The sequence below is a fragment of the Lutibacter citreus genome (assembly GCF_003260195.1).
GTDB classification, from domain to species: Bacteria; Bacteroidota; Bacteroidia; order Flavobacteriales; family Flavobacteriaceae; genus Lutibacter; species Lutibacter citreus.
Genome location: NZ_QEIH01000008.1, coordinates 36094 through 60992 on the forward strand (window position 1 = coordinate 36094; position 24899 = coordinate 60992).

The 24899-nt window shown below is 28.8% G+C and carries 13 protein-coding genes; 10 read left to right on the forward strand and 3 right to left on the reverse strand.

Going from position 1 to position 24899, the window contains the following annotated elements; translation table 11 throughout:
- Window positions 1-46: 46 nt before the first annotated feature.
- Window positions 47-4132: a hybrid sensor histidine kinase/response regulator transcription factor gene (locus DAD81_RS16455; RefSeq protein ID WP_111709406.1), complete on the reverse strand. Its 4086-nt coding sequence runs from the start codon at window positions 4130-4132 to the stop codon at window positions 47-49.
- A gap of 762 nt (window positions 4133-4894) precedes the next feature.
- Here DAD81_RS16455 and DAD81_RS16460 point away from each other — a divergent pair.
- From DAD81_RS16460 to DAD81_RS16475, 4 genes are read left to right on the forward strand one after another with little or no spacing between them, the layout of a single operon-like run.
- The gene (locus tag DAD81_RS16460) at window positions 4895-6487 is read left to right on the forward strand and encodes an arylsulfatase (RefSeq protein ID WP_111709407.1); all 1593 of its coding nucleotides are present in this window, start codon (window positions 4895-4897) and stop codon (window positions 6485-6487) included.
- 22 nt (window positions 6488-6509) lie between these two features.
- A complete protein-coding gene (locus DAD81_RS16465) occupies window positions 6510-8888 on the forward strand; it encodes a glycoside hydrolase family 95 protein (protein ID WP_111709408.1) in 2379 nt (792 codons plus the stop codon).
- A gap of 1 nt (window position 8889) precedes the next feature.
- Window positions 8890-10314: a sulfatase gene (locus DAD81_RS16470; protein ID WP_111709409.1), complete on the forward strand. Its 1425-nt coding sequence runs from the start codon at window positions 8890-8892 to the stop codon at window positions 10312-10314.
- On the forward strand, window positions 10311-11849 hold the full coding sequence (locus DAD81_RS16475) for a glycoside hydrolase (protein ID WP_111709410.1): 1539 nt from the start codon (window positions 10311-10313) through the stop codon (window positions 11847-11849). Before DAD81_RS16470 ends, DAD81_RS16475 begins: the two co-directional genes overlap by 4 nt.
- Before the next feature lie 181 nt (window positions 11850-12030).
- On the opposite strand, the gene DAD81_RS16480 is transcribed toward DAD81_RS16475, so the two are convergent.
- Together DAD81_RS16480 and DAD81_RS16485 are read right to left on the reverse strand one after the other, a co-directional pair.
- A complete protein-coding gene (locus DAD81_RS16480) occupies window positions 12031-12513 on the reverse strand; it encodes a hypothetical protein (protein WP_111709411.1) in 483 nt (160 codons plus the stop codon).
- A 92-nt stretch (window positions 12514-12605) separates the two neighbouring features.
- Complete coding sequence (locus tag DAD81_RS16485; RefSeq protein ID WP_111709412.1) at window positions 12606-12980, reverse strand: hypothetical protein; 375 nt, start codon at window positions 12978-12980, stop codon at window positions 12606-12608.
- A 777-nt stretch (window positions 12981-13757) separates the two neighbouring features.
- Here DAD81_RS16485 and DAD81_RS16490 point away from each other — a divergent pair.
- The 6 genes from DAD81_RS16490 to DAD81_RS16515 all read left to right on the forward strand — a co-directional run bounded on the left by DAD81_RS16490 (window position 13758) and on the right by DAD81_RS16515 (window position 24748).
- Complete coding sequence (locus DAD81_RS16490) at window positions 13758-16817, forward strand: SusC/RagA family TonB-linked outer membrane protein (RefSeq protein WP_111709413.1); 3060 nt, start codon at window positions 13758-13760, stop codon at window positions 16815-16817.
- A gap of 12 nt (window positions 16818-16829) precedes the next feature.
- Complete coding sequence (locus DAD81_RS16495) at window positions 16830-18407, forward strand: RagB/SusD family nutrient uptake outer membrane protein (protein ID WP_111709414.1); 1578 nt, start codon at window positions 16830-16832, stop codon at window positions 18405-18407.
- Between the two features lie 68 nt (window positions 18408-18475).
- Window positions 18476-19954, forward strand: a complete 1479-nt coding sequence (locus tag DAD81_RS16500) for an arylsulfatase (RefSeq protein WP_111709415.1) — start codon at window positions 18476-18478, stop codon at window positions 19952-19954.
- A gap of 33 nt (window positions 19955-19987) precedes the next feature.
- Window positions 19988-21316 (forward strand): hypothetical protein, encoded by a 1329-nt coding sequence (locus tag DAD81_RS16505; protein ID WP_157961166.1) that lies wholly within the window; start codon window positions 19988-19990, stop codon window positions 21314-21316.
- A 41-nt stretch (window positions 21317-21357) separates the two neighbouring features.
- On the forward strand, window positions 21358-21540 hold the full coding sequence (locus tag DAD81_RS16510) for a hypothetical protein (protein WP_111709417.1): 183 nt from the start codon (window positions 21358-21360) through the stop codon (window positions 21538-21540).
- 28 nt (window positions 21541-21568) lie between these two features.
- Entirely contained in the window at window positions 21569-24748 is a 3180-nt protein-coding gene (locus DAD81_RS16515; RefSeq protein ID WP_111709418.1) for a glycoside hydrolase family 2 TIM barrel-domain containing protein, read from the forward strand.
- Window positions 24749-24899: the final 151 nt, after the last annotated feature.

Genomic DNA, 24899 nt, shown 5'->3' on the forward strand with positions numbered 1-24899 from the left:
ATTTAATTAAGAGGATAACTCATTAAAGCGTATATAATACTTTAAATTATGATTCTGAGTGTTTTTTTATGTATTCAGTTGGACTAATACCATATTCTTTACTAAAACATTTACTAAAATATTTTTGATTATTAAAACCAGTCATAAAAGCAATTTCAGAAATGTAAATTTTATTTTTCTTTAGTAACTGAGCGGCTCTTTTCAATTTAATTGTTTTTATAAAGTTTACTGGTGTATCATTTAAAATAACTTGAACTTTTCTGTAAAGGTTGGCTCTACTCATACCTATTTCAGATGCTAGAAACTCAACATTTAAAATGTTATCACTTATATTATCTTCAATTATTTTTATAAGTTTTTTTATGAATTTTTCATCATTTGAATCTATTTGAATATCTGTAGGAGCAGTGGTTATTAATTTACTGTATTTTTCTTTAAGCTCTTTTCTTGTTTTAATAGTGTTTTTTATTTTCCATTTTAAAAACTCAATGCTAAAAGGCTTTTCTATATGATCATTTGCACCAAGACTTAGACATTCAACTTTTGTTTCACTCGAATTTTTAGCGGTTAACATAAAAATTGGAGTATTATTAAATATTGGGTTTTTCTTAATCTGTTTAAGCATTGAAATACCGTCTTGTACTGGCATTAAAATATCGCTGATAATAAGATCTGGTTTTTCTTTTACAGCTACCTCATAACCTTCTTTTCCATTTGAAGCTTCAACTACATCATACTCTTTAAACAATTCTTCCATAATCATTTGTCTTAAATCATCATGATCTTCTACTATTAATATTTTTGTTTTATTGGTTTGTTTCTTTATTTCATTGTTAGGGTAATTTACTAATTGATGGTCGATAACCTGAAATTCTGAAGTCTTAATGAAATTCTTTTTTAAAGGCATTCCAGTTTCAATACGTTCATTTTTATGATATCTATTTTTTGATATAGGAATGTAAAAGGTAAATTCTGTATAAACATTTTCTTCGCTCTCTACCATTATTACTCCGTGGTGTGTTTCTATTAGTTTATAAACCAATTCCATACCAATACCTGTTCCTGGAATTTGTTTTTTTTGTGGTTTTGTTGCTTGATAGTAGCGGTTAAATATATTTTTTATATCTTTTTTTGGAATACCAGTACCATTATCTCTAACACTACATTGTAAATACTTTCCATCTATATTATGGTTGCCAATTAATATATTATCAGCTTTTAAAAGGTTTAAGTTTACTGTTATTTTTCCTTTTTCTCCTTTTTCTTTGGTATACTTAAATGAATTAGATAAAAGGTTAAATAATATTTTTTCTAAAATATCAACATCGTACCAGCCTTTTATTTCTTTTTCTTCAGATATGAAATTATACTTAATATGATAAATTTTAGCAAAATCATTAAAAGCGTTTTTAATGATATTTATATCTTTAACAATATCATTTTTAGAAATATGTAATTGAAATTTACCTTCATCAAATTTACGAATATCCATAATTTGATTAATAAGTCTATGCATTCTTAACGTATTGTTATATATGCGCTGCGAAGTAATGGGGTTTAAAGTATGTGTTTTTTCTTTAATTACTTTTTCAATACTTCCAAGTATTAAAGATAATGGTGTTCTTAATTCATGTGAAATATCAGTAAAAAAGGTCATTTTCATTCTACTATGTTCATTGTCTTTTTCTCTACTAATAGTTTCTTTTAACAAGTTTTTCTTTAACAAATACCATCTTCTAATTAAGAACGTACTTACGTATATAATAATTAATGCTAATAAAACATATATTAAAATAGCCCATAAACTTTTCCAAATAGGAGGATTTATTTTAAAGGTTACTTTAGATGGTACTTCATTCCAAATACCATCACTATTTGAGCTTTTAACCATAAAAGTATAAGTTCCTGGAGCAAGATCATTATAGTTTGCATTTCTATTAAATGCGTTGGTATAAACCCAATAATTATTTAAACCCTCTAACTTATAAGCATATTCATTTTTATTAGGAGCAGTAAGGTCTAATGATGAAAAATTTACATATATATTGTTTTGGTTATATGGTAAAACAATCTGTTTATCAGAGTAAATATTTATTTCGTTTACGGGGCTTAATGCATTATCTGCATTATTTTCATAAACCTCACCAAGTGTAGAAAAGCTAGTAATTGCTGTTGTTGGAACAATATTTTGGGCAATTAATTTTTTAGGATATACACTATAAAAACCATTAGCGCATCCAAAATATAAGATTTTTTTTTGTGGATTTGAAGCACTGGAATTAAAAACAAATTGACTTTCATTTATTCCGTCTTCAACACCAAAAGACATAAATCTTTCAGTTTCTAAATTCAACAAAGCAATTCCGTCTCGGGTACTCATCCAAATATTACCATCAATATCTTCCTCTATTGCCGAAATTATATTTGGATTATTTGTTTTGGTTTCTCTGAAATTTTTAAACTTTTTTATTTTTTTATCATACATATTTAAACCGCCACCCCTTGTGCCAATCCAAATATTTCCATTTTTATCTTCATAAAGACTTAAAATGGCATTTGAAGTTAATCCATTTGCAAATGTTGGTAAATAGTGGTTTATACTCTCTTTAACAAGATCCACAATATATAATCCTTCTCCTCTAGTGCCAATCCATAATTTATTGTCTGATGTTAATAAAAGTTTTGAAGTGTGATTATTTTTTAATTCTTCTCTAACTTGTTTTTTAAAATCTGATAAGGAATTTTCACTATTAATAATATCTAAACCAGAGCCCCATAATGCAACCCAAACTTCATTTTTATTAATTGCAATTATGTCTTTAATTGGATTATTGTAAGTCTTAATTTTAACCAGATCAAGTTTAGATTTATTGGGCTTGTAATTTTTAGAAGTGTAAATATTAAGATTATCAGCAATTAAAAGTTCTGTTTTATCAAAGTTTTTTGTAACAACATTAACTATTTCAAGATTGGTTTCAATCTTCGAGTAGCTTTTGTTTTTTTGATTAAAGTTAAATAATCCATTTAGGGCTACTAAAGTATTATTAGAATTTTGATTATTAATACTGTGTACTAAATTATTTTGAGAATAAAATTCATAAAATTCAAAAAGAGGTGTTCTACCTAAATATTTATTTACTCCTTTAAATGAACCAATCCATAGATTTCCATAAGTATCAAAAATTGTTGAAGTGATATTGTTATTTAGTAAATTAATATTATTAGATTCTTTTGAATAATAAGAAAAATCATATTGATTATTTTTTCTGTTACCTTTAATTAATCCAGAAGATGTTCCAATCCAAAGATCACTGTTTTTAGGGTTAATTGCTATAGTACTTAAAGTTATATTTGAGTCAAGTTTTTTTAATATTTTAGAATAATGTTCTCGCACTTCCAAGCTACTATCCGATTTGTTATAGCCTAAAATGTATATGTCGTTTGGAGTTATAGAAATAATTTGATTATTTCCATAAAGTTTCATATTTACTACGTTTTCTTTAAATTTTGTTGGTGAAATTTCTCCCTTAGCATTTAGTTTGTAGATGCCATCTTCTGTTCCAATCCAATTTCTTCCAAAATTATCTTCAACTAATGAAATTTGCTGTTTTTCAATTTTATAAATGTCTTTTATTAATTGAGAACTAAATTCAGCGTTTAATTTTATTTTGTTAATGTCTTTTTCTGATTGGATTTTTAACAATCCATAATTTTCTAATTTCACCCATATTTTTCCATTTTTACCTTTATTTGTAACAATAGATGTTCTGTTTTTTAAGAAACCTTTAAACTTATTCTCTTTTCTATCAAAGCAAATAAGATAACTTTCACTACCTATCCATAAATTATTAAAATCATCTTCAAAAATTGAATTTATATTATTATTGGGAAGGGAATTTGGGTTAAAAAGATCATACTGATATTTACTTATATTATGCCCGTCATATTTATATAAACCAGAGTTACTACCAATCCATAAAAACCCAAAACTATCTACAAATAAAGTGTTTACTTTTTTATTGAATAGTACTCCATGAATATCTAACTTATGAAGATTAATTGAATTAGTCTGTGAATAGATTACTGTAATACTTAACAGTAAAATAGCTCTTACAAAATATTTTTTAAACATAATGTACTTTATTAAATTTTAAAAAAATGAAAGAGTAAAAATGTTTCACTTTTTATGGTTATAAGATTTAAGGCAATTTACATAATGTTTGTCTAATTTGCTGAGTTTTTAGAGCTATTAGATAGTGAAAATGTCTATAATGATGGTTAATAATGTTGCAATTTATTGTTTTTACTACTGTTTCGAGTTTTTGCAACATTTATAGGGAGTGTTTGGTAATATCTTTCATAATTACTGTTGTAAATTCGTTTTTGTTAAATAATCTAACAGTACAAAATAATACGAGTATTTATATTAGGTGTTTCTTAAAAGAGTAAACAGACTAGGAATTACAAAAAAAAATCAGTTAAATACAATGTTTTAATAGAAGCTAGAACGTTTTAAAGGTATTTAATTTTGAATGGGTTTTATTTAAAATTTATTAAATAATATAACATTACTTATGACTTATAAGGGCATAAAATTAAAAGACATGAAAGTGTTTTTAATGTTAGAATTACAGATGAAGTATGTAATTTTAAACATCTAGATTTTATTTAGATGGTTGATGAAAAAAAGTTTGAAACAGGATATCATCTTATCTAGATTAAAAGATCTCATAGGCTTACAGATATATCAATTTCAAGAGTAAAAGTTAATTCAAAATATGCACTAAAAGGTTTTGTTACAAATAATGGTAAAACAATTGAAAATGCTTTTGTAAATAAACATATAACGAAAAAATAGAATCAAATATATAACCAACAAATAATAGAATTACAAATGAGAAAAATTTCCTTAATACTGTTACTGTTTTTTGTAATTGGAGCTTGTAAATCAAAAAGAATAGCTGAAGTAACTTTGTCTGTAGAAAATGCCACAAATAAAAAACCTAATATTATTTTAATTTTTGCAGATGATTTAGGGATTGGATTATTAGGTCAAAATGGGCAAAAAATCATAACAACTCCAAATATTGATAAATTAGCAGAAGAAGGAATTACTTTTAAAAATACGTATTCAAATATGTTATGTGCTCCATCCAGAGCGTCCTTAATAACGGGACTAAATGATTGCCACGCTAACAAGTTTGATATAACTTCAGGTGGAGTATATAAGAAATTAAGTACCGGAAAAGCTACGTTAAGTGAAGTTGAAAAAAGCATTAACAAAGTGCTAAAACCTATTAATGAAGATGCCGTTTTTCTAGGTGCAGTTGCTAAAGAAGCTGGTTACAAAACTGCTCAAGTAGGAAAATTAGAGTGGGGGTTTTCAGCAACTGACACACAAATGAAACGTCACGGCTGGGATTATTATTTTGGTTATTTAGACCACGAAAGAGCACACGGTTTTTATCCTTCATTCTTGTTTGAAAATGGAAAAAAGGTTGATATTTCGGGGAATTTACTTGTAAATTCAGGTAAATCTCACGAACCTGAAACAGCCGAAAGTTATAAAGAAAGACATGATATGACTGGCAAAAAGGTCTATTCTCAAAACTTATTTATGGAAAAAGTTTTAAGCTTTATAACTGAGAATAAAGAAGATCCTTTCTTTTTATACTTTCCCACACAATTACCGCACGGGCCTGTTTCAATTCCTAAGGTACATTTAGATTTTGTGAATGATGATAGACTAACCCCAATTGAAAAAGAATATGCTTCAATGGTAAAAATGTTAGATGATAATGTTGGGCAAATTATGCAGAAATTAAAAGATGAAAATATAGCTGATAATACCATTGTAATATTTATGTCTGATAATGGGCACGAAATTTATTATGGACAAAAAGGAAGAGTTCAAAAACCATATATGAATATGAAAACTGGAGAACGCTTTGATAATTTAGAACGCAAATATTACAGCGATTTAGGAGGTGATGTTTTTGATGGTAATGGAGGTAGAGCAGGTTTAAAACGAAGTAATTTACAAGGAGGAATAAATGTTCCTTTAATTTTTAATTGGCCAAATAAAATAAAGCCGGGCACTACAAGTAATAGATTGGTGGCTAATTACGATATACTTTCTACAATTGCAGATATAACAGGATTTAATAAGCCAGTTAAAACTGATGGAATCTCTTTTTATAATGAGCTTATAGGAAGTGGAGAAACAAAATCACATGATTTTGTTGTTTATTCATCATACACTGGCCCAACATTAATTACAAACGAAGGCTGGAAAATAAGAACATATTTAAAAAAAAATGTGTTCGAACTTTATTATTTACCAAATGATTTTAAAGAAGAAAATAATTTATCTGACGAATATCCAGAAAAATTAGAAGAACTTAAACAAAAATTATTAATAGCCTGCGAAGGAGATTTTAATAATGGGTTTTATTCTTCAAAAAATAGCGAAATAAAAATAAATTAATTGACCATTTTAACTATACAAAATGAGAAGAATATATAGTATTACTAAAAAAACTTCATTACTAATTGTTATGGTTTTTATGTTGGTTTCTTGCAATAAAAGTAACTTAGAACATAAATATAAAAATCAAGTGTTATGGTATAAACAACCAGCACAAATTTGGAACCAATCCTTACCGTTGGGTAATGGTAGAATTGGTGTAATGGTGTTCGGGAAAACTTCAAATGAACGTATTCAATTGAATGATGACTCCATGTGGCCAGGCTCAAACGGCTGGGATGAGCCAGATGGAAATAAAGAAGATCTTCAACAAATAAGAGAACTTCTATTTGCTGGAGATAATAAAAGTGCAGATAAACTTTTTGTTGAAAAATTTTCTCGAAAAGGAGTTGCTAGGTCTCACCAAACTTTAGGTGATTTATATATTGATATTAATCACGAAAATATTACAGATTATCATAGAGAATTAAATATTAGTAATGCAACTTCAACGGTTTCCTATAAATCTAATGGTGCATTAATAACTGAAAAAGTATTGGTTTCACATCCCGATCAAGCAATTATAGTTGAATTTGAATCTAAAGCAGAAAATGGTTTAAATGGAAAAATTCGTTTAACAAGACCAGAAGATAATGGTTTTCCAACTGTTGTTTCTAAAACAACTGAAGACAAGCTTCTTTTAATGACAGGAGAAGTTACTCAACGAGCAGCAGAATTCAATTCAGAGCCAAATCCAATATTAGAAGGTGTTAAATTTCAAACTTGTTTAAAAATTAAAAATGAAGGCGGGGAAATTATTAAAGGAGATGATTTTTTAGAGTTGAAAAACGTGAAAAAAGCTACTTTTTATGTAGTTTCTAACTCTTCATTCTATTTTGAAGATTATGTTCAACAAAATAAAATTGAATTAGCTAATGTAATTCAAAAAGACTTTAAAACTATTGAAAAAACTCATATTGAAGATTATAAAAGCTTATTTGATAGAGTTAGATTTGAGCTTCCTGACACTGGTTTAGATTCAATACCTACGGATGAAAGAATTCAAAGAATTAAAAAAGACAATATAGATTTAGGTTTAGAAGCTTTATTATTTCATTATGGCCGTTATTTACTAATTAGTTCATCTCGTGATGGTACTAACCCGGCTAATCTTCAAGGTTTATGGAATGAGCATATTATAGCTCCTTGGAATGGAGATTATCACTTAAATATAAACCTTCAAATGAATTATTGGTTAGCTGATGTCACTAATTTGGGAGATTTAAACGCTCCGTTGTTTGATTATTTGGATAAATTGGTTGAAAATGGCAAAACTACGGCAAGTAAAAATTTTGGATGTCGTGGTTCTTTTTTCCCCCATGCAACTGATATTTGGGCACCAACCTGGTTAAGAGCTCCAACGGCATATTGGGGTTGTTCGGTTGGAGCTGGAGGTTGGATGATGCAGCACTATTGGCAACATTATGAATTTACAAAAGACACTATCTTTTTAAAAGAACGTGCTTTTCCGGCTATAAAAGAAGTTGCATTGTTCTATAGTGATTGGCTAATTGAAGATCCAAGAGATGGAAAATTAGTATCTGCTCCTTCTACATCTCCAGAAAATAGATTTTATAATGAGAAAGGTGAATTAGTAGCTTCTTGTTTGGGAACCGCAATGGATCAACAAATTATAGCAGAAGTATTTACTAATTATATAAAATCTTGTGAAGTTCTAGGAGTTAATAATGATCTTTTGAAAAAAATAAAGTCTCAATTAAAACAACTACGATTTGGTTTTGTAATTGGTGATGATGGTCGAATTTTAGAATGGGACAGACCGTATGAAGAACACCAAAAAGGTCATAGACATATGTCTCATTTATATGGATTCCACCCAGGAACTAGTGTTTCAAGAGATAAAACACCAGAAATATTTAATGCGGTTAGAAAAACGTTAGATTATAGATTGGCAAATGGTGGTGCAGGTACAGGTTGGAGCAGAGCTTGGTTAATAAATTGTAGCGCAAGATTGTTAGATGGGGAAATGGCACAAAAACACATTCAATTGCTGTTTAAAAAATCTATGTATCCAAACTTGTTTGACGGGCATCCACCATTTCAAATAGATGGTAATTTTGGTTATACAGCAGGTGTAGCAGAAATGTTGTTGCAATCTCATGAAGAAAATACTATTAGAATATTACCAGCTTTACCAAATACTTGGAAAAAAGGACAGGTAAAAGGATTAAAAGCAAGAGGAGGCTTAACCGTTGATATTTCTTGGAGCAAAAATAAATTAGAAGAAGTAATAATTACATCAAAATTTGATACTAATCTTACTTTAATTTATAAAGATACTAAAACACCTATAAATTTAAAAAAAGGTCAAACATTTGTATACCAACCATTAAAAAATTAAAATGAAAAATATATTTTTATTTACAATTGCCTTACTTCTATTTAGTTGTGCTAAATCTAAAAATAAAACAATTAAAAAAAAGAAGCCTAATATTATTTATATAAATGTAGATGATTTAGGTTGGATGGATACGGAAACCTATGGAAGTTCATTTTATGAAACTCCAAACATTTCTAAACTAGCCAAAATGGGAATGAAATTTACCCAAGGTTATGCTTCCGCAGCAAATTGTGCCCCAAGTAGAGCTTGTTTAATTAGTGGTCAAAATACACCTAGACACGGAATTTATACAGTTGGTAATTCAGATAGAGGAAATAAAAAAACACGTAAATTAATACCTGTAGAAAATACTGAAATACTGCACGATAGTGTTTTTACTTTAGCTGAAATGTTTAAAAAAGCAGGCTATGTTACTGGAACTTTTGGTAAATGGCATTTAGGAGAAGATCCTACAACACAAGGGTTTGATGTAAATGTAGGTGGTGGTTTAAACGGTAATCCAGGTTCTGAAGGTTATTTTAGTCCGTATAATATTAAAAATATTGAAGATAATACACCAAATGAAAATTTAACGGATCGGCTAACTTCAGAAGCTATTAAGTTTATTCAAAAAAATAAAGAAAAACCATTTTTTGTGTACCTTCCTTTTTATGCAGTTCATACACCTTTGTCTACAACATCGTTATTAGAAAAAAAATATACAGATAAGGGAGGGAATCAACTTCAAAATAAAGCGGTTTATGCTGGAATGATTGAAACAGTTGATACAAATATTGGCCTTCTATTAAATACTTTAGAAAAGCTAAATTTACAAAATACCCTTATAGTATTTACTTCAGATAATGGAGGAATTAGAGCCGTTTCGTCTCAAGAACCGTTAAGAGCAGGAAAAGGTTCTTATTATGAAGGAGGTATTAGAGTTCCGTATTTAATTAGTTGGAAGGGAGTTATTAAGCCAAATACAGTTTCTAACGTTCCAATTACTAACCTTGATTTTTACCCAACTTTTATGGATGTAATAGATGTGAAATTACCAAATAAAATTTTGGATGGTAGATCAATTTTACCAGTTTTAAAAGGGAAATCAATAAATGAAAGGGCATTATTTTTTCATTTTCCAATTTATTTACAGTCCTATGCAGGAAAAAAAGATGATGCTCGTGATCCATTGTTTAGAACCCGTCCTGGTTCTGTTATTATTGACGGTAATTGGAAATTACATCAATATTTTGAAGATAATACTTTAGAATTATACAACTTGAACACAGATATAGGAGAACGAACAAATGTTCTTGATGTTAACCCAAAAAAGGCAGCAGAACTTTTAGAAAAATTGGATAATTGGAGAAAAAACACAAATGCGCCAATACCAACGGAAATAAATTTAGACTATGATTCTAATTTTGTAAGTAAAAAAAATAGATGAATACAAAACTGAAATATATTTTTATAAGTTTCATTTTTCAATTTTCTTTTGGTCAAAAAAAAGAAGCTTTAAAAATAACTGTTTCTCCTAAAGTTGAGTATCAAACCATTCATAATTTTGGAGCTTCAGATGCTTGGACTACACAATTTGTAGGTAATTGGCCTTTAAAGAAAAAGAGCGCAATAGCCGATTTATTATTTGGTTTAGATTTCGACTCTACAAATTCACCAAAGGGAATAGGGTTGTCGGCTTGGCGATTTAATATTGGAGCAGGAAGTTCAGAACAAGCAGAGCTAAGTGGTATTAAGGATCCTTGGAGAAGAGCGGAAGGTTTTTTACAAAATGATTTGAGTTACAATTGGAAAAGTCAATTGGGTCAACAATGGTTTTTAAAAGCAGCAAAACAAAGAGGTGTAAAAGATTTTATAGGTTTTGTAAATAGTCCTCCGGTACAATTAACTAAAAATAAAAAAGCGTATCCATCAGATCCAAATTCATCAAATCTTTCAAAAGAAAATTATAAATCTTATGCTGTTTTTTTAGCTGAAATTGTTAATAATTTTAAGAATCGTTTAAATATTGAATTGAACTATATAAGTCCTTTTAATGAACCTCAATGGGATTGGGTTAAAGGAAATCAAGAAGGGTCGTCTTGGAACAATGATGAATTGGCAATGGCAACAAAAGTTATTGATTCAGTTTTTAATAATGAAAATATTAAAACAAAGTTAGAGCTTACTGAAGCAGGATCTATTGATTACTTAACTTCAGAAAAAAATAAATTAAAAAATAGAAGTAATCAAGTAGATGCATTTTTTAATTCAGAAAGTAGTAATTATCTGGCTAATTTAAATTCTGTGGCTTTAAAATTTGCAGGACATAGCTATTTTACAACTTGGGATATTTCAAAATTAAAAGAGGAACGAGAAAAGATAGCTCAGAAATTAAAACAATATACTAATCTGGAATATTGGATGACAGAATATTGCGTTTTAGAAAATAATGAGGAAATAAGAGGAAAGGGAAAAGATTTAGGAATGAAAACAGCGCTATATGTTTCAAGGATTATTCATTCAGACTTAACAATTGCAAATGCAAGTGCCTGGCATTGGTGGATTGCATTAAGTGCTTATAATTATAAAGATGGATTAATTTATGTAGATAAAAACACCAATAGTGGTGATTTTGTAGATTCTAAATTGTTGTGGGCATTGGGTAATTATTCACGGTTTATTAGACCAGAAGCGAAAAGAATAAAAGTTGATTATAAAGAATTAAATTTAATAGATAATTTAAAAAATGGACTGTTAGTTTCAGCGTATAAAAATATTGATAATAGTGTTGTGGTGGTTATTGTTAATCAACAAGAAGAAGCTGTTTCTATAGATTTATTAATAGATGATGTTCCTGCCTTTAAAGCTTTAAAAATGTTTACAACAAATAAAACTTTAAACTTAAAAAGTGTTGAAATAAAGAAAAATAAGCAATTTTTGGTTTCTGGTAAGTCTGTAAATACTTTAATTTATACAAAATAGCTTATATTTTCTGTTACATATTATTAATTTACATTTTCAATATTAATCTTTATTTTATCTTGTATTTCCATAAAAAAAATAGTGTTAAGAGTTACACTATATAAGAATGAGACAAACATTTAAAAAAAAGCCTAGCTAATTTTATTTAGTTAGGCTTTTTTAATTATTAATAGCTGTATTTTTATTTTTTACTTTCTAGCTTGTTATTAATCAATTTGTTCCATTTTTGTATTGATTGTAATTCTCCACTTAATTGAAAACTCTCTTCTGAATTATAAAATTCAAATAAAATATTGCTTTGATTTTTATTAATAGGAATAAAATCTAAATTTAATTGTTCAATTTCTTTATCATTATAGGAATTAGAGCTGCTATAATTTGCGAGTTTACATTTTTTAATTGTTGCAAGATCAATAAATTGCTCCTTAATTACATTTTTATTTTTTAATTGAAAGAAAACAAAGTTTTTAGTCTCGTCTATACCAATGGCATAATTCCCACAAGTTTCGTATTGTGTTATTTCACTATCTTGTTTTTTTGCCAATTCTTTTAGCGACGATATTAGTGCTTTTTCATTTTTTTTTCTACTTCTTGTTGTTATTACAAAGGGTATTGCACATACCGTTGTACTAATAATACCTATTAGGGCTGTTCCTAAATCCATTTTTTTAATTTTTTAATTTTAATACAATAAGTTTTTTGCGAGGTGGAAAGCCACAACGCATTTAAATAGTTTATTTTAATACCAAAAAAGTATTACCAAAAATTATGAAAAGGGAAAATAAGGTCGGATTTTCTATTTCTTATAAGTACATTTTTAAAATAGTTTTTATATTGTCTGTACTTATTTTTAAATATTAATTCACTTGAAACTACGGTTTCCCAAAAGCTTTTGTAGTGTAAATTAAAATTAGGTGTTATATATTCTATATTTTCTGAAACTAAATTTTCAGATTGTTGTGTGTGAACAATTGGAGCTTTATATACGTTTGTATAGTACTCTTTCTGTTTCTTGTTTTGTTCAATTTTTTGAGCACTAGAATAGGCTACTGTTTTTACAGGTGCAAAAATGCCAAAACAATAAATTGAAATGAGCAATAATACTTTTAATATTTGATGTAACTGGTTCACCTTTAATTTAATTTTTTTTATAAAGTAATTATTTACTTCTAAAAAAATTGATAATTATTAATCTATAAAATTCGTGTAAAAAAAATCAACAAATAAAAATATTTCAATTTTTTAATTGCTGTTTACTTTTTTTTCGAGAGCAAAATTAGTTTTTTTATTAATTATTATAATTAAAATTATTATTTATTTTTAGGTTCTAATTAATATTTTTTTCAATTAATATAATTAGTTTAATAATTTCATTATTATCAACTCCATATTTATCTGGCGCTCTTGCTATATTTAATAATCTTTGTTCAATTTCTTCAATTATTTTAAGTTTTAAACTTAAACTATAATCTTTTTGTGTTCGCTTTCTTTAATTTTAATCTTGTATTTTCATAAATAAGTTGTGTTAAGTGTTAAACTATATTAAGATTAGACAAATACCTTAAAAAAAGAACTCATAATTATATTTAAATAAGATTTTCATGCTTTTCAAATACTAGAGATATACAATATTATAATAAAATAAAAACATTAGTTTTTATTTTATTGAATGATATGGTAAAAGATTAAAAGTATTTTAATAGTTAAATTAAATTTTCTGTAATTATATAGATTTAGAATGTTTTAATAGATGTAAAATTGTTGCAGAGGGTTTAATATTTGTTAATTATTGCAATTTGCAACATAAGTACCCCTTTTTAGAGAACCTTACTTGTTATTTATCTTCTAAATTTGTTTTAATCATTTGTTATAATGATGCAACCAAACTATAAATAAATATTAAGTAGTATGAAATTAAAACTAAGTATTTTATTACTGTTATGTTGTGGTTTTATGTCCTTAAAGGCACAAACAATCATTTCAGGAACAGTTACAGACAACACAAACCAGCCTTTACCAGGAGTTAACGTTTTGGTGAAAGGAACAAATCGGGGAGCAAGTTCCGATTTTAACGGGAATTATTCTATTGAAGTTTCTAAAGGAGAAACTTTACAATTTTCATATGTTGGATTTGTTATCCAAGATATTTTAATTGGTAATCAAAAGGTATTGAATGTTACCTTAAAAGGAGATTCACAACAATTAGATGAAATTGTGGTAATTGGGTACGGAACTACATCTAAAAAAGATTTGGTTTCTTCAGTTTCCTCTGTGAAATCAGATGTTTTAGAGAATCAACCAGTTGCAAGATTAGATCAAGCATTGCAAGGTAGAGCAACAGGTGTTTCAGTAACATCTAATAGTGGTGATCCTGGTTCAGGTTCAACTATTAGAATTAGAGGTACAAGTTCAATAAATGGAAATAACAACCCATTATACGTTGTTGATGGATTTATTGTTGGAACTGGATTTAACTTAAACACTTTAAACGTAAACGACATTAAATCTGTTGAGGTTTTAAAAGATGCTACTGCATTGGCGATTTATGGAACCAGAGGTGCTTCAGGGGTTATTTTAGTTACAACTAAAAATGGTACTGAAGTTTCAAAAGGAAAACCAAAAATTAGTTTAAACCATTATAACAGTATTCAAGAAGTAGCTAATGAAATTGATATTGTAAACGGACAAGATTATGTAAATTATATTAATGAAGCAGGTCAATTTAATCCAAATTTAAATAACGGATTTGGGGGTACAGATGCTAGTTTACCATTATTGTTTGATGAGCCAGGAGTTGTTGAAACAACTGATTGGCTAGATCTTGTTTCTCAAACGGGTCATGTAATGAATACTGATTTATCAGTAATGGGTAATTCAGAAAATTCAAATTATTATATTTCTTTAAATCATTTTGATCAAGAAGGGATTTTAAAAGGTTCTGGTTTAGAAAGAGTTACTTTTAGAACTAATATTGATGTAAAACTTTCTGACAAGTTTAAAATGGGAATTCGGTTAAATGCTACTCATTATAAAAAAGAGAATAATAAAGTAAATTATTCAAATATTGTTGATCAAGTTTTACCAATAAGAACTGTGTATGATGCAAATGGGAATTATACAGGAATTAATCCAATAAGTTCAGCAACTGAGCGAAATCCTGAAGCGGATATTCAATTAAGAGTTGACCATGATTTAATAACAAAACTTGTTTCTAATGCATACTTTGAGTATGAGTTATTTGAAAACTTTAAATTAAAATCAACTATTGGTGCTGAATTAACACATGCTAAATACAACGATTATCTTCCTGGAACTTTACCAGATAGAGTAATTAGTAAAGGTGGTACAGGATATGGTAAAGTAGCAACAAACTTTGCTAAAAGTGTTTTGAACGAAAATACATTTACTTATGATCTAGATTTAGATGATCATTCTGTTAAATTATTAGGAGGATTTACTTGGCAAAAAGACAATAATGAAAGTACAGTTTCAGAAGCTGATGGTTTCCCTAATGATGCGGTATCATTTAATAACCTGTCTTTAGGAGATGCAGAACTTTATTTTGCTAATTCAGGATATAGCCAAAGAACTTTAACTTCATTTTTAAGTAGGGTAAATTATGGTTATAAAAGTAAATATCTTTTAACATTAGTTGGTAGATATGATGGTTCTTCAGTTTTTGAAGAAGGAAATAAATATGCATTTTTCCCTTCAGTAGGTGCTGCTTGGAATGTTACTGAAGAAAGTTTTATGGAAAATGTTGATGTTATTAATAAATTAAAAGTTAGAGGTAGTTACGGTATTGTTGGAGAACAAGGTGTAAACCCTTATAACTCTATTGCAACATACAATAACACAATAAATATTTTTAATGATAATGTTGTAAATGCGGTTCAATTAGGATCTGTACCAAGTGATGGATTAAAGTGGGAAACTACTAAACAGTTAGACCTTGGTTTTGAAGTAAGTCTTTTAGATGATAGAATTTCATTTGAAGCAGATTATTATAACAAAACTACAGAAGATTTATTATTAGCTAAAGCTTTATCAGCTCAAGCGGGTGGTGGAACTCAATTACAAAATGTAGGTTCTGTAAGAAATAGTGGATTTGAGTTTTCATTAAACACTATTAATATTGAGAAAAAAGATTTTTCGTGGAATTCAACATTAACAATTTCAACAAATAAAAGTGAAGTTATAGAATTAGATGGTAGAGATTATATTGATTTGCAATCTACGGGTAATCAAGGTGGTACTTCAGCAAGACTGATTGTTGGTGAATCTATGCCTGTATTTGTTGGTCTTAATTATTTAGGTACCTATAAAACGGCAGAAGAAATAACTGCAGATGGAAGAGAAGGAATGTCATTTATTGGTGGTCCAAGATTTGAAAATTTAGATGATAACCCTACTTGGAATGATGAAGACGCAACTATAATTGGTAGCCCTGAGCCAGATTTTTATGGAGGTTTTAGAAATACATTTACATATAAAGGACTTTCCTTAGATGTCTTTTTTCAAGGTCAATATGGAAGTGATATATTTAATATAAGAACTCAAACTTCATATTACGGTAGAGGTGAAAAGAATTTAGATTCAAGAGTCTTAGATCGTTGGCAAGAAGGAGTTAATGAAAGTTCAGATGTTCCAAGAGCTGGAGCTTCTACAAGTTTATTTAATCCAAATAGTACTGTTAATATTGAAGATGGTTCATTTTTAAGATTAAAAACTACTACTTTAAATTATAATCTTCCATTGGAGAAATTAGGATGGAATGATACCTTCAGTGCATTTAATGTTTATGTTACAGGTTCTAATTTATTTTTAATCTCTAAGTTTAAATTAGGAGATCCAGAAACAAATAATTTTAGCTCAGGTAGTGGTTTTGGATCAGTATCTCAAGGTTTTGCTGGTGGAACTTACCCGTATGCAAAGTCTGTTACATTAGGATTAAAAATGGAATTTTAAAAAAATAATAAAATGAAAAACATACTAAAAAATAAAGTAGTCCTAGTATTATTAGGTTTATTTGCTATAATTTCATGTGATGAATATTTAGAAGAAGATTTGAGGGATGCAATTACTCCTGAGAACTTTTATAATAATGACAAAGAGGCTGAATTAGCTGTAAACGGAATTTATAGAATATTCCATGATAATAATTTATATAGACAAAGAGGATTAGATAATTATTATACACATGGTGCTGATGTAGTTGGACCAAATAGAAATGTAAACGGATCTATTCACAATTATTTAATTGCAGAAGGTGTAGCCGACGGAAACGGTACCTGGGCTCAATTATATGAAGTAGTAAATGGAACAACTGAATTTTTGGCAAATATTGATGGTAATGAAAAACTAACTGAAGCCAATAAAAACCAAGCAGTAGGAGAGTTGTTATTTTTAAGAGCCTTAGCTTTTTACCATTTAACAAATTTATGGGGAGATGTTCCTTATTTTAGAGAAATGTTAAATCCTATAGAAGCAGGAGAATTAGGTAGATATGATAAAGATTTAATTAGAACCGATATGAAAGATGATTTAACAAGAGCTATATCTTTGTTACCATCATCATACAGCGGTTCAGATTTAGGAAGAGCAACAAAATGGGCTGCATATGCTTTAAAAGCAAAGTTTCATTTATTTGACAAAGAATGGGCGTTAGCTAAAAGTGCTTGTGATGAAATTATTAATAATTCACCACACACTTTATTAGATAATTATGCAGATGTTTTTAACCAATTAGATCCTACAAATGCAATAAATAACGAACATATATTTATTATTGATTTTAAAGCAGATGAGCTTGCTACAACAAGAACTGATGATTATAATCCTCGAATAAGAGATGAACCTTCAAATAGAAATGGTAATGCTGTAGACGAGTTTGGAAACCCAGTTCTTAAAGCAAATGGTACACAAATGAAACGTTGGGAATATTTTCAAAGTTTAATGTTAGAACAAGAAGAAGATATGCAAGGGTATGGTTGGTCTGTACCTTTACCTGAAATAGCTGACAGAAACAATTGGCAAGAAGGAGATTTACGTTATGACGCTTCTATTGTAACCGAATATTTAGGTTTTCAACTTGCATTCCCATATTACAGAAAAAACTGGAATTTAGATCAAGTTAACTCACTAAGAGGAAATCACCATGAAAACTATATTGTTTTCCGTTTGGCAGATATTTATTTAATGGCTGCTGAGGCAGAAAATGAAATGAATGGACCTGCAAATGCATATGCATACGTAAATAAAGTTCGTGAAAGAGCTTTTGATCCTGATCAACCTTGGAGTGGAATGTCTCAAACTGAGTTTAGAGAAGCTATGTATTCTGAAAGAAAATTTGAACTTGCTGCCGAAGGACACAGAAAAATGGATTTAATTAGATGGGGAATATTGTTAGACGTAGTTAAGTCTACAGTTCACAGAAATTGGAATAATCCAGCGGCAAATATTCAACCGTATCATGTGTTACTTCCAATACCACAAGCGCAAATATTGCTAAATGAAAATTTATTAACATCAGATCCTTCAAATAACGGTTACCGTTAAAATACCAATAATTTAAAGTCAGGGTGTAAATGTTAATTGCACTCTGGCTTTTTTAAAATATTCTATTTATGAAAAGATTACTGCTTTTTACACCCTTTTTATGTTTTTTAATTAGCGTTGTTTCTTGTTCTAATAAGAAAGAAAAAGATACAGATTTAATTACAGTACAAAAGAGTTCAAACAAACCTAACATCATTTATATTCTTGCTGATGATTTAGGTTACGGAGATTTAAGTTCCTACGGGCAAGAAAAATTTACAACACCAAACATTGATAAACTGGCCTCTGAAGGTTTAGTTTTTACACAACATTATGCAGGTAATACTGTATGCGCACCATCAAGGTCTGCGTTATTAACTGGAATGCATACAGGTCATACGCCTGTAAGAGGAAATAAAGAAATTCAACCAGAAGGACAATATCCAATACCTGCAGATACTTATACTATGGCAGAAGCTCTTAAAAAAGGAGGTTATGTAACAGGAGCATTTGGAAAATGGGGATTAGGTTACCCTGGTTCCGAAGGAGACCCTGTATATCAAGGTTTTGATACTTTCTACGGATATAATTGCCAACGTTTAGGGCATAATTATTATCCTTTTCACTTATGGTCTAATAGAGATTCTATTGTTTTAAGTGGTAACAAAGGACACCTAAAGGAGCAATACGCTCCAAATTTAATTCAAGAAAAAGCTATTGAATTTTTAGAGAAAAATAAAGACACTACATTCTTTTTGTATGTACCAACTATAATTCCTCATGCAGAATTAGTTGCGCCAGATTCAATAATGAATAAATACAAAGGTAAATACCTTCCTGAAACAAAATATGAAGGAGTTGATGGAGGGCCAGATTACAGACTTGGTTTTTATGAGTCTCAAGATGAACCACATGCCGCTTTTGCTGCTATGATTGACGTAATGGATACTCAAGTGGGAGAAATCATGAAAAAAGTTAAAGAACTGGGAATTGAAGACAATACAATTTTAGTATTTGCCTCAGATAATGGCCCACATACTGAAGGTGGTGCAGACCCAGATTATTTTAAGAGTAGCGGACCTTTTAAAGGAACAAAAAGAGATTTATACGAAGGAGGTATTCGTGTTCCAATGATTGTTAAATGGCCTGGAAAAATTAAAGCAGGAACAAAAACAGATTTAGTTTCAGCTTTTTGGGATGTGTTTCCAACATTTTCAGAAATAGCAGAAATACCTGTACCAGATAATTTAGATGGTATTTCATTTTTACCAACATTGTTAAATAAACCTGAAGAACAAAAACAACACGAATATTTATATTGGGAATTTCACGAAAAAGGAGGAAGACAAGCAGTTAGAAAAGGGAATTGGAAAGCCGTTAAGTACAATGTTTTAAAACATCCAAATGCTCCTATAGAATTATATGATCTTTCAAAAGATGAAGGGGAAACAAATAATATTGCAAGTAAACATCCCGAAATAGTTAAAGAAATGGAGCTTATTTTAAAAGAAGCGAGAACTCCTTCAGATGTTTTTACATTTAGTCAAAGTACTTTTGTAGCAGATTAATAAAAGAATATTGTGATTATAAATTTAATATCAATGCAGTTTAAGAATAATTTATTTATCACAATATCTTTATTATTGTTATTGTCATGCGGCGGAAATAAGGATGAATTATTAAATGAAGAATCTGAATTTGAGCAAGAAGAAACAATTATAACAACAATAAATAGCGTTATTACTTTTAATGAACCAGGTCAGTTAATAAATGTGTTTTATTACGATGTGAAATTTGGTAATAAAGCTGTTACATCTGCTTCTCAAGCAAAAGAAATTTTTGGAATTGATGATTTAAACGGAATTAGAATACCCATTTTTGGTAATATTAATAAGCCGGCTCATCCTAATGAAGGAGTTATAATTGATTCCTATTATGAAGGTATTATTAACTCAATAAATTTTGCAAAAGAGGCCAGAGGAACTAAAGAATTTAAAGTTTTTGCTAGTAAAAAATTGGACGGAGCAGATTCTTTTCCAGATTGGGTAAAAGATGATAATGGTATAGTTCCAGAGAAATATGCTATTCTGTTAGCTGATTTTATTGAGTTTATGAATTCTGAAAATATACAAATTGATTATTTAGGAATTGATAATGAATTTATTTACAATGAAGGAAATATTACTCCAGAAAAATATTCTGAAACAATTGATTTTTTAAGAAATATAGCTTTAACTCGAGGTTTTGAAATGCCTCTTTTATTAGGTTACGATGATTATGGGCCAAATAAAAGAAATTGGGTAAAAACCTTGATGGATAATAATTGGGGAGATAAAATGGATGTTTATGGAACACATTATTATCCAGAATGGAGACCTAAAACCAAATTGTTAAATGATTTAGCCTTAATAGGAAACCGTCCATTTTGGTCTACGGAACCTCACTGGAATGCTAAATCTGATGTAAATGATTTGGACGAAGCTGAAGCAGGAATGGTAAGTCTTTGGGATCAAATAGATGTGGGTATGTCTGGTTTTATGTGGTGGGGTTATGGAACAGATAACTCTTTACGAAGTAATTTAATGAGAGCGGCTTCTGTTCCTTTATTAGGGTCCCGACCAATAAAAATTACAGATGTAGATGGAGAGGATATTACTGAGCTAGGTAAATTACAAACAAGAGCATTTATTGAAGATAAATCTATTACGGTTTACGCAATTAATATGAGTTCTTCTAATAGTTTTGAAAATTATACTTTTAAACTAGATGGAGGAATAATTGAAGAAAAAGTATATTGTAAACAATGGTCTAATGTATTATCTAATGAGGGTGATACTCATTTAATTAATCCAATTGGAGATAATTCAAATGTATTTTCAATAACATTACCAAAAAGATCAATTTCTAGATTTGTATTTACAATAAAGTAAGTTTTATAAATAGTTAATTAACAATATTAACTTTCAATTATATGAGAAAAATAACAAAAATAATATTCCTTTTAGCGTTTGTTTATTCAACGTTGTGTTTTTCGCAAGTTAAGTTACCATCATTCTTCAATAATAATATGGTGTTACAACAAAACACCTTAGTTTCTATATGGGGAACTGATAAACCAGCATCATCATTTAGAACTGATAATTGGAAAAATTAAAAAAATATTAAATCAAAAATAGAGTATTATGCAAAAGTTTTATTACCTAATATTAATCACTGTTTTATTTTCTTCGTGTGAGAATAAAATAGAACGACCGAGTTATGTTGCCGAGAAATGGGAAAATCCAGAATGGGAAAATCCAGAAGTTTTTCAAATAAATAGAGAAGAACCTACTGCTTCATTTTATAAATATAATAAAGAAGATGCAGCATTAGAAAATGAAAACTGGGAAAATTCTTCATTGTACCAATCATTAAATGGAACTTGGAATTTTTATTATGCAGATAGCGTGCAAGCGAGACCGGTAGATTTTTATAAAAACGATTTTGATATATCTGCATGGGATAACATTGAAGTTCCATCAAATTGGGAAATGAAAGGATTTGGAATTCCAGTGTATACAAATAGAACTTATATGTTTCCAGCAAATCCTCCTTTTATACCTCATAATATTAATAATGTAGGTAGTTATAAAAGAGATTTTGAAATTTCTGAAAATTGGGATGGAAAAAATATTTACCTTCATTTTGAAGGCGTAAGTGGTGCTATGTATATTTGGATAAATGGAGAAAAAGTTGGTTATAATGAAGGTAGTAAAACAGCCGCAGAATTTAAAATAACAGATTTTGTTAAAAAAGGAAAAAATACTGTTGCAGTTCAAGTATTACGTTGGTCTGATGCCAGTTATATGGAAGATCAAGATTTTTGGAGATTGAGTGGTATTGAACGAGATGTTTATGTTTATGCAAGTGATAAAATAACGTTAAGAGATTTTAGAGTAACCTCTGATTTAATAAATAATTTTACCGAAGGCGTTTTTAAAGTAGATTTAAAAGTTGATAATAATACAAGCAACACTATTGAAAAAGACGTGAAAGTTCGGTTATTGGATGGTAGTAAAGAAATTTATGCGGCAACCAAAAAAGTAAATTTACAACAAGGTAGAAATACTATTGTCTTTAATAAAAACATTTCAAATGTAAAAACGTGGAATGCAGAAACACCTAATTTGTATACACTTTTAATTAGCGTGAATGGCGAGTCAACGGCTATAAAAGTTGGTTTTAGAAACATTCAAATTAAAAACAATCAGTTTTTAGTAAATGGAAAAGCTGTTTTGTTAAAAGGAGCAAATCTTCATGACCATAGCGATACTGAAGGACATGTTATTTCAGAAGAATTAACAATGTTAGATTTAGAGGTGATGAAACAAAACAACTTAAATGCTATTCGTTGTAGTCATTATCCTAAAAATCCACATTTTTATAGATTGTGTGATAAATATGGGTTTTATGTAGTTGATGAAGCAAATATTGAAACCCATGGAATGGGAACAACAAATCAAGGTTTAGATAACGATGAAAAAGCGAAAGCTATTCATCCAGCATATTTACCTGAGTGGAAAGAAATGCATTTGGATAGAACAGTTAGAATGTTTGAACGTGATAAAAACTACCCTTCTATTGTAACTTGGTCTTTAGGAAATGAAGCTGGGAACGGAGCTAATTTTGTTGCAACTTACAATTGGTTAAAAGAAAATGATACTACGCGTCCAACACAATATGAAGGAGCTACACAATACAGTAATACAGACATTCAAGCACCAATGTATTGGACTATTGAAAAAATGAAAAAATATGCTGAAAATAATCCTACTCGTCCATTAATTCAATGTGAATATGCACATGCAATGGGGAATAGTGTTGGTAATTTACAGCAATATTGGGATGTAATAGAGGAGTATGATATTATGCAAGGTGGATTTATTTGGGATTGGGTAGACCAAGGAATGCTAACCAAAAATGAAGCTGGTGAAGAGTTTTGGGCGTATGGCGGAGATTTAGGAGCTCAAGATTTACAAAATGATAAAAATTTCTGTTTAAACGGAATTGTAAATCCAGATAGAACAGCACATCCTGCTTTGTATGAAGTGAAAAAAGTATATCAATACATTAAATTTAAAAATGTAAATGCTAAAAAAGGAGAAATTTCAATTAAAAATATTTATGATTTTATCAATTTAAAAGAATTTGATTTTACTTGGAAACTTTTAGAAAACGGAGTTGAAGTATCAGAAGGAACAATTCCAGTACTTGATATTGAGTCTTATAAAACCAAAACTGTAAAAATAAAACTTCCTAAATTAAGTAATTCTTCAGCTGAATATCATTTAAATGTGTATGCATTAAACAAAAAAGAAACTGATTTAATGCCAGTTGGACATATTGTAGCTTTTGAACAGTTTCAACTAACAAATAAGAGTTTACCTGTTTCAAATAGTGAAACAACAGAAGAAATAACTGTTATTTCTAAAGATAATATTGCAACTATTTCAAATAATAATTTTGAACTAAAATTTAATACAAAAACAGGTTTAATGAGTTCATTAGATTATGGTAATGGAAATTTATTGGTTAAAGGAGTTACTCCAAATTTCTGGAGAGCAACTACAGATAATGATTTTGGAGCTAAATCTCCTGAATTATTAAAAGTTTGGAAGCAGGCTTCGGATAAGCAATCTCTAGTTGAAGTTAATTTATTAAATAATTCAAAAAAAATAGAATTAACTGAAGAACCAAAAGTATTTAATACAATTGAAATTCAAACTTTATTTAATTTACCATCAGTTAATGGTCAAATTATTGTGAGTTATGCTATTAAAAATAACGGAGAAATTTCAGTTAGTAATCAGTTAAAAAATATAAGTTCAGAACTTCCAATTTTGCCGAGATTTGGTAATAATTTTATTATAAATAATCAATACCAATCTGTTACGTGGTTTGGTAGAGGTCCTCAAGAAAATTATAACGATAGAAATACAGCGGCATTAGTTGGGTTATATAAAGCTTCTGTTGAGGATTTATACTTCCCGTATATTCGTCCTCAGGAAAATGGAAATAGAACAGATGTACGTTATATTGAATTTACCAATACTGAAGGGAAAGGAATTAAAATTGAAGGAAATCCATTAATTAGCTTTAGTGCACATCACCAATATAATAGTGATTTTGATGCCGGAGAAACTAAACAACAACGCCATACTACCGATATTAAAAAAAGAGATTTTATTAATATTAATATAGATTATATGCAAACCGGAGTTGGAGGTGATAATAGTTGGAGTTTAAAAGCAAGAGCTCATGAACAGTTTAGAGTTAAACCTGAAAATTTAAAATATTCATATAAAATTACACCAATAAAATAATGATATTAATTAAGTTGAGTTTAATTATTTTAAGTTAGTTTGATTGAAGAATTCTCTGTCTGTTAGCAGAGAATTCTTTCTGTTTTATACTTAGGTGAGTTTGGGATATAAATCAATTCAGTAAAGGGAAATCATTAGGTATATTCAATTT

Bases quoted from the DNA above. Each gene is read 5' to 3' on its own strand.
- DAD81_RS16455 (WP_111709406.1), bottom strand. From the start codon at position 4,132: ATGTTTAAAAAATATTTTGTAAGAGCTATTTTACTGTTAAGTATTACA.
- DAD81_RS16460 (WP_111709407.1), top strand. From the start codon at position 4,895: ATGAGAAAAATTTCCTTAATACTGTTACTGTTTTTTGTAATTGGAGCT.
- DAD81_RS16465 (WP_111709408.1), top strand. From the start codon at position 6,510: ATGAGAAGAATATATAGTATTACTAAAAAAACTTCATTACTAATTGTT.
- DAD81_RS16470 (WP_111709409.1), top strand. From the start codon at position 8,890: ATGAAAAATATATTTTTATTTACAATTGCCTTACTTCTATTTAGTTGT.
- DAD81_RS16475 (WP_111709410.1), top strand. From the start codon at position 10,311: ATGAATACAAAACTGAAATATATTTTTATAAGTTTCATTTTTCAATTT.
- DAD81_RS16480 (WP_111709411.1), bottom strand. From the start codon at position 12,513: ATGGATTTAGGAACAGCCCTAATAGGTATTATTAGTACAACGGTATGT.
- DAD81_RS16490 (WP_111709413.1), top strand. From the start codon at position 13,758: ATGAAATTAAAACTAAGTATTTTATTACTGTTATGTTGTGGTTTTATG.
- DAD81_RS16495 (WP_111709414.1), top strand. From the start codon at position 16,830: ATGAAAAACATACTAAAAAATAAAGTAGTCCTAGTATTATTAGGTTTA.
- DAD81_RS16500 (WP_111709415.1), top strand. From the start codon at position 18,476: ATGAAAAGATTACTGCTTTTTACACCCTTTTTATGTTTTTTAATTAGC.
- DAD81_RS16505 (WP_157961166.1), top strand. From the start codon at position 19,988: ATGCAGTTTAAGAATAATTTATTTATCACAATATCTTTATTATTGTTA.
- DAD81_RS16510 (WP_111709417.1), top strand. From the start codon at position 21,358: ATGAGAAAAATAACAAAAATAATATTCCTTTTAGCGTTTGTTTATTCA.
- DAD81_RS16515 (WP_111709418.1), top strand. From the start codon at position 21,569: ATGCAAAAGTTTTATTACCTAATATTAATCACTGTTTTATTTTCTTCG.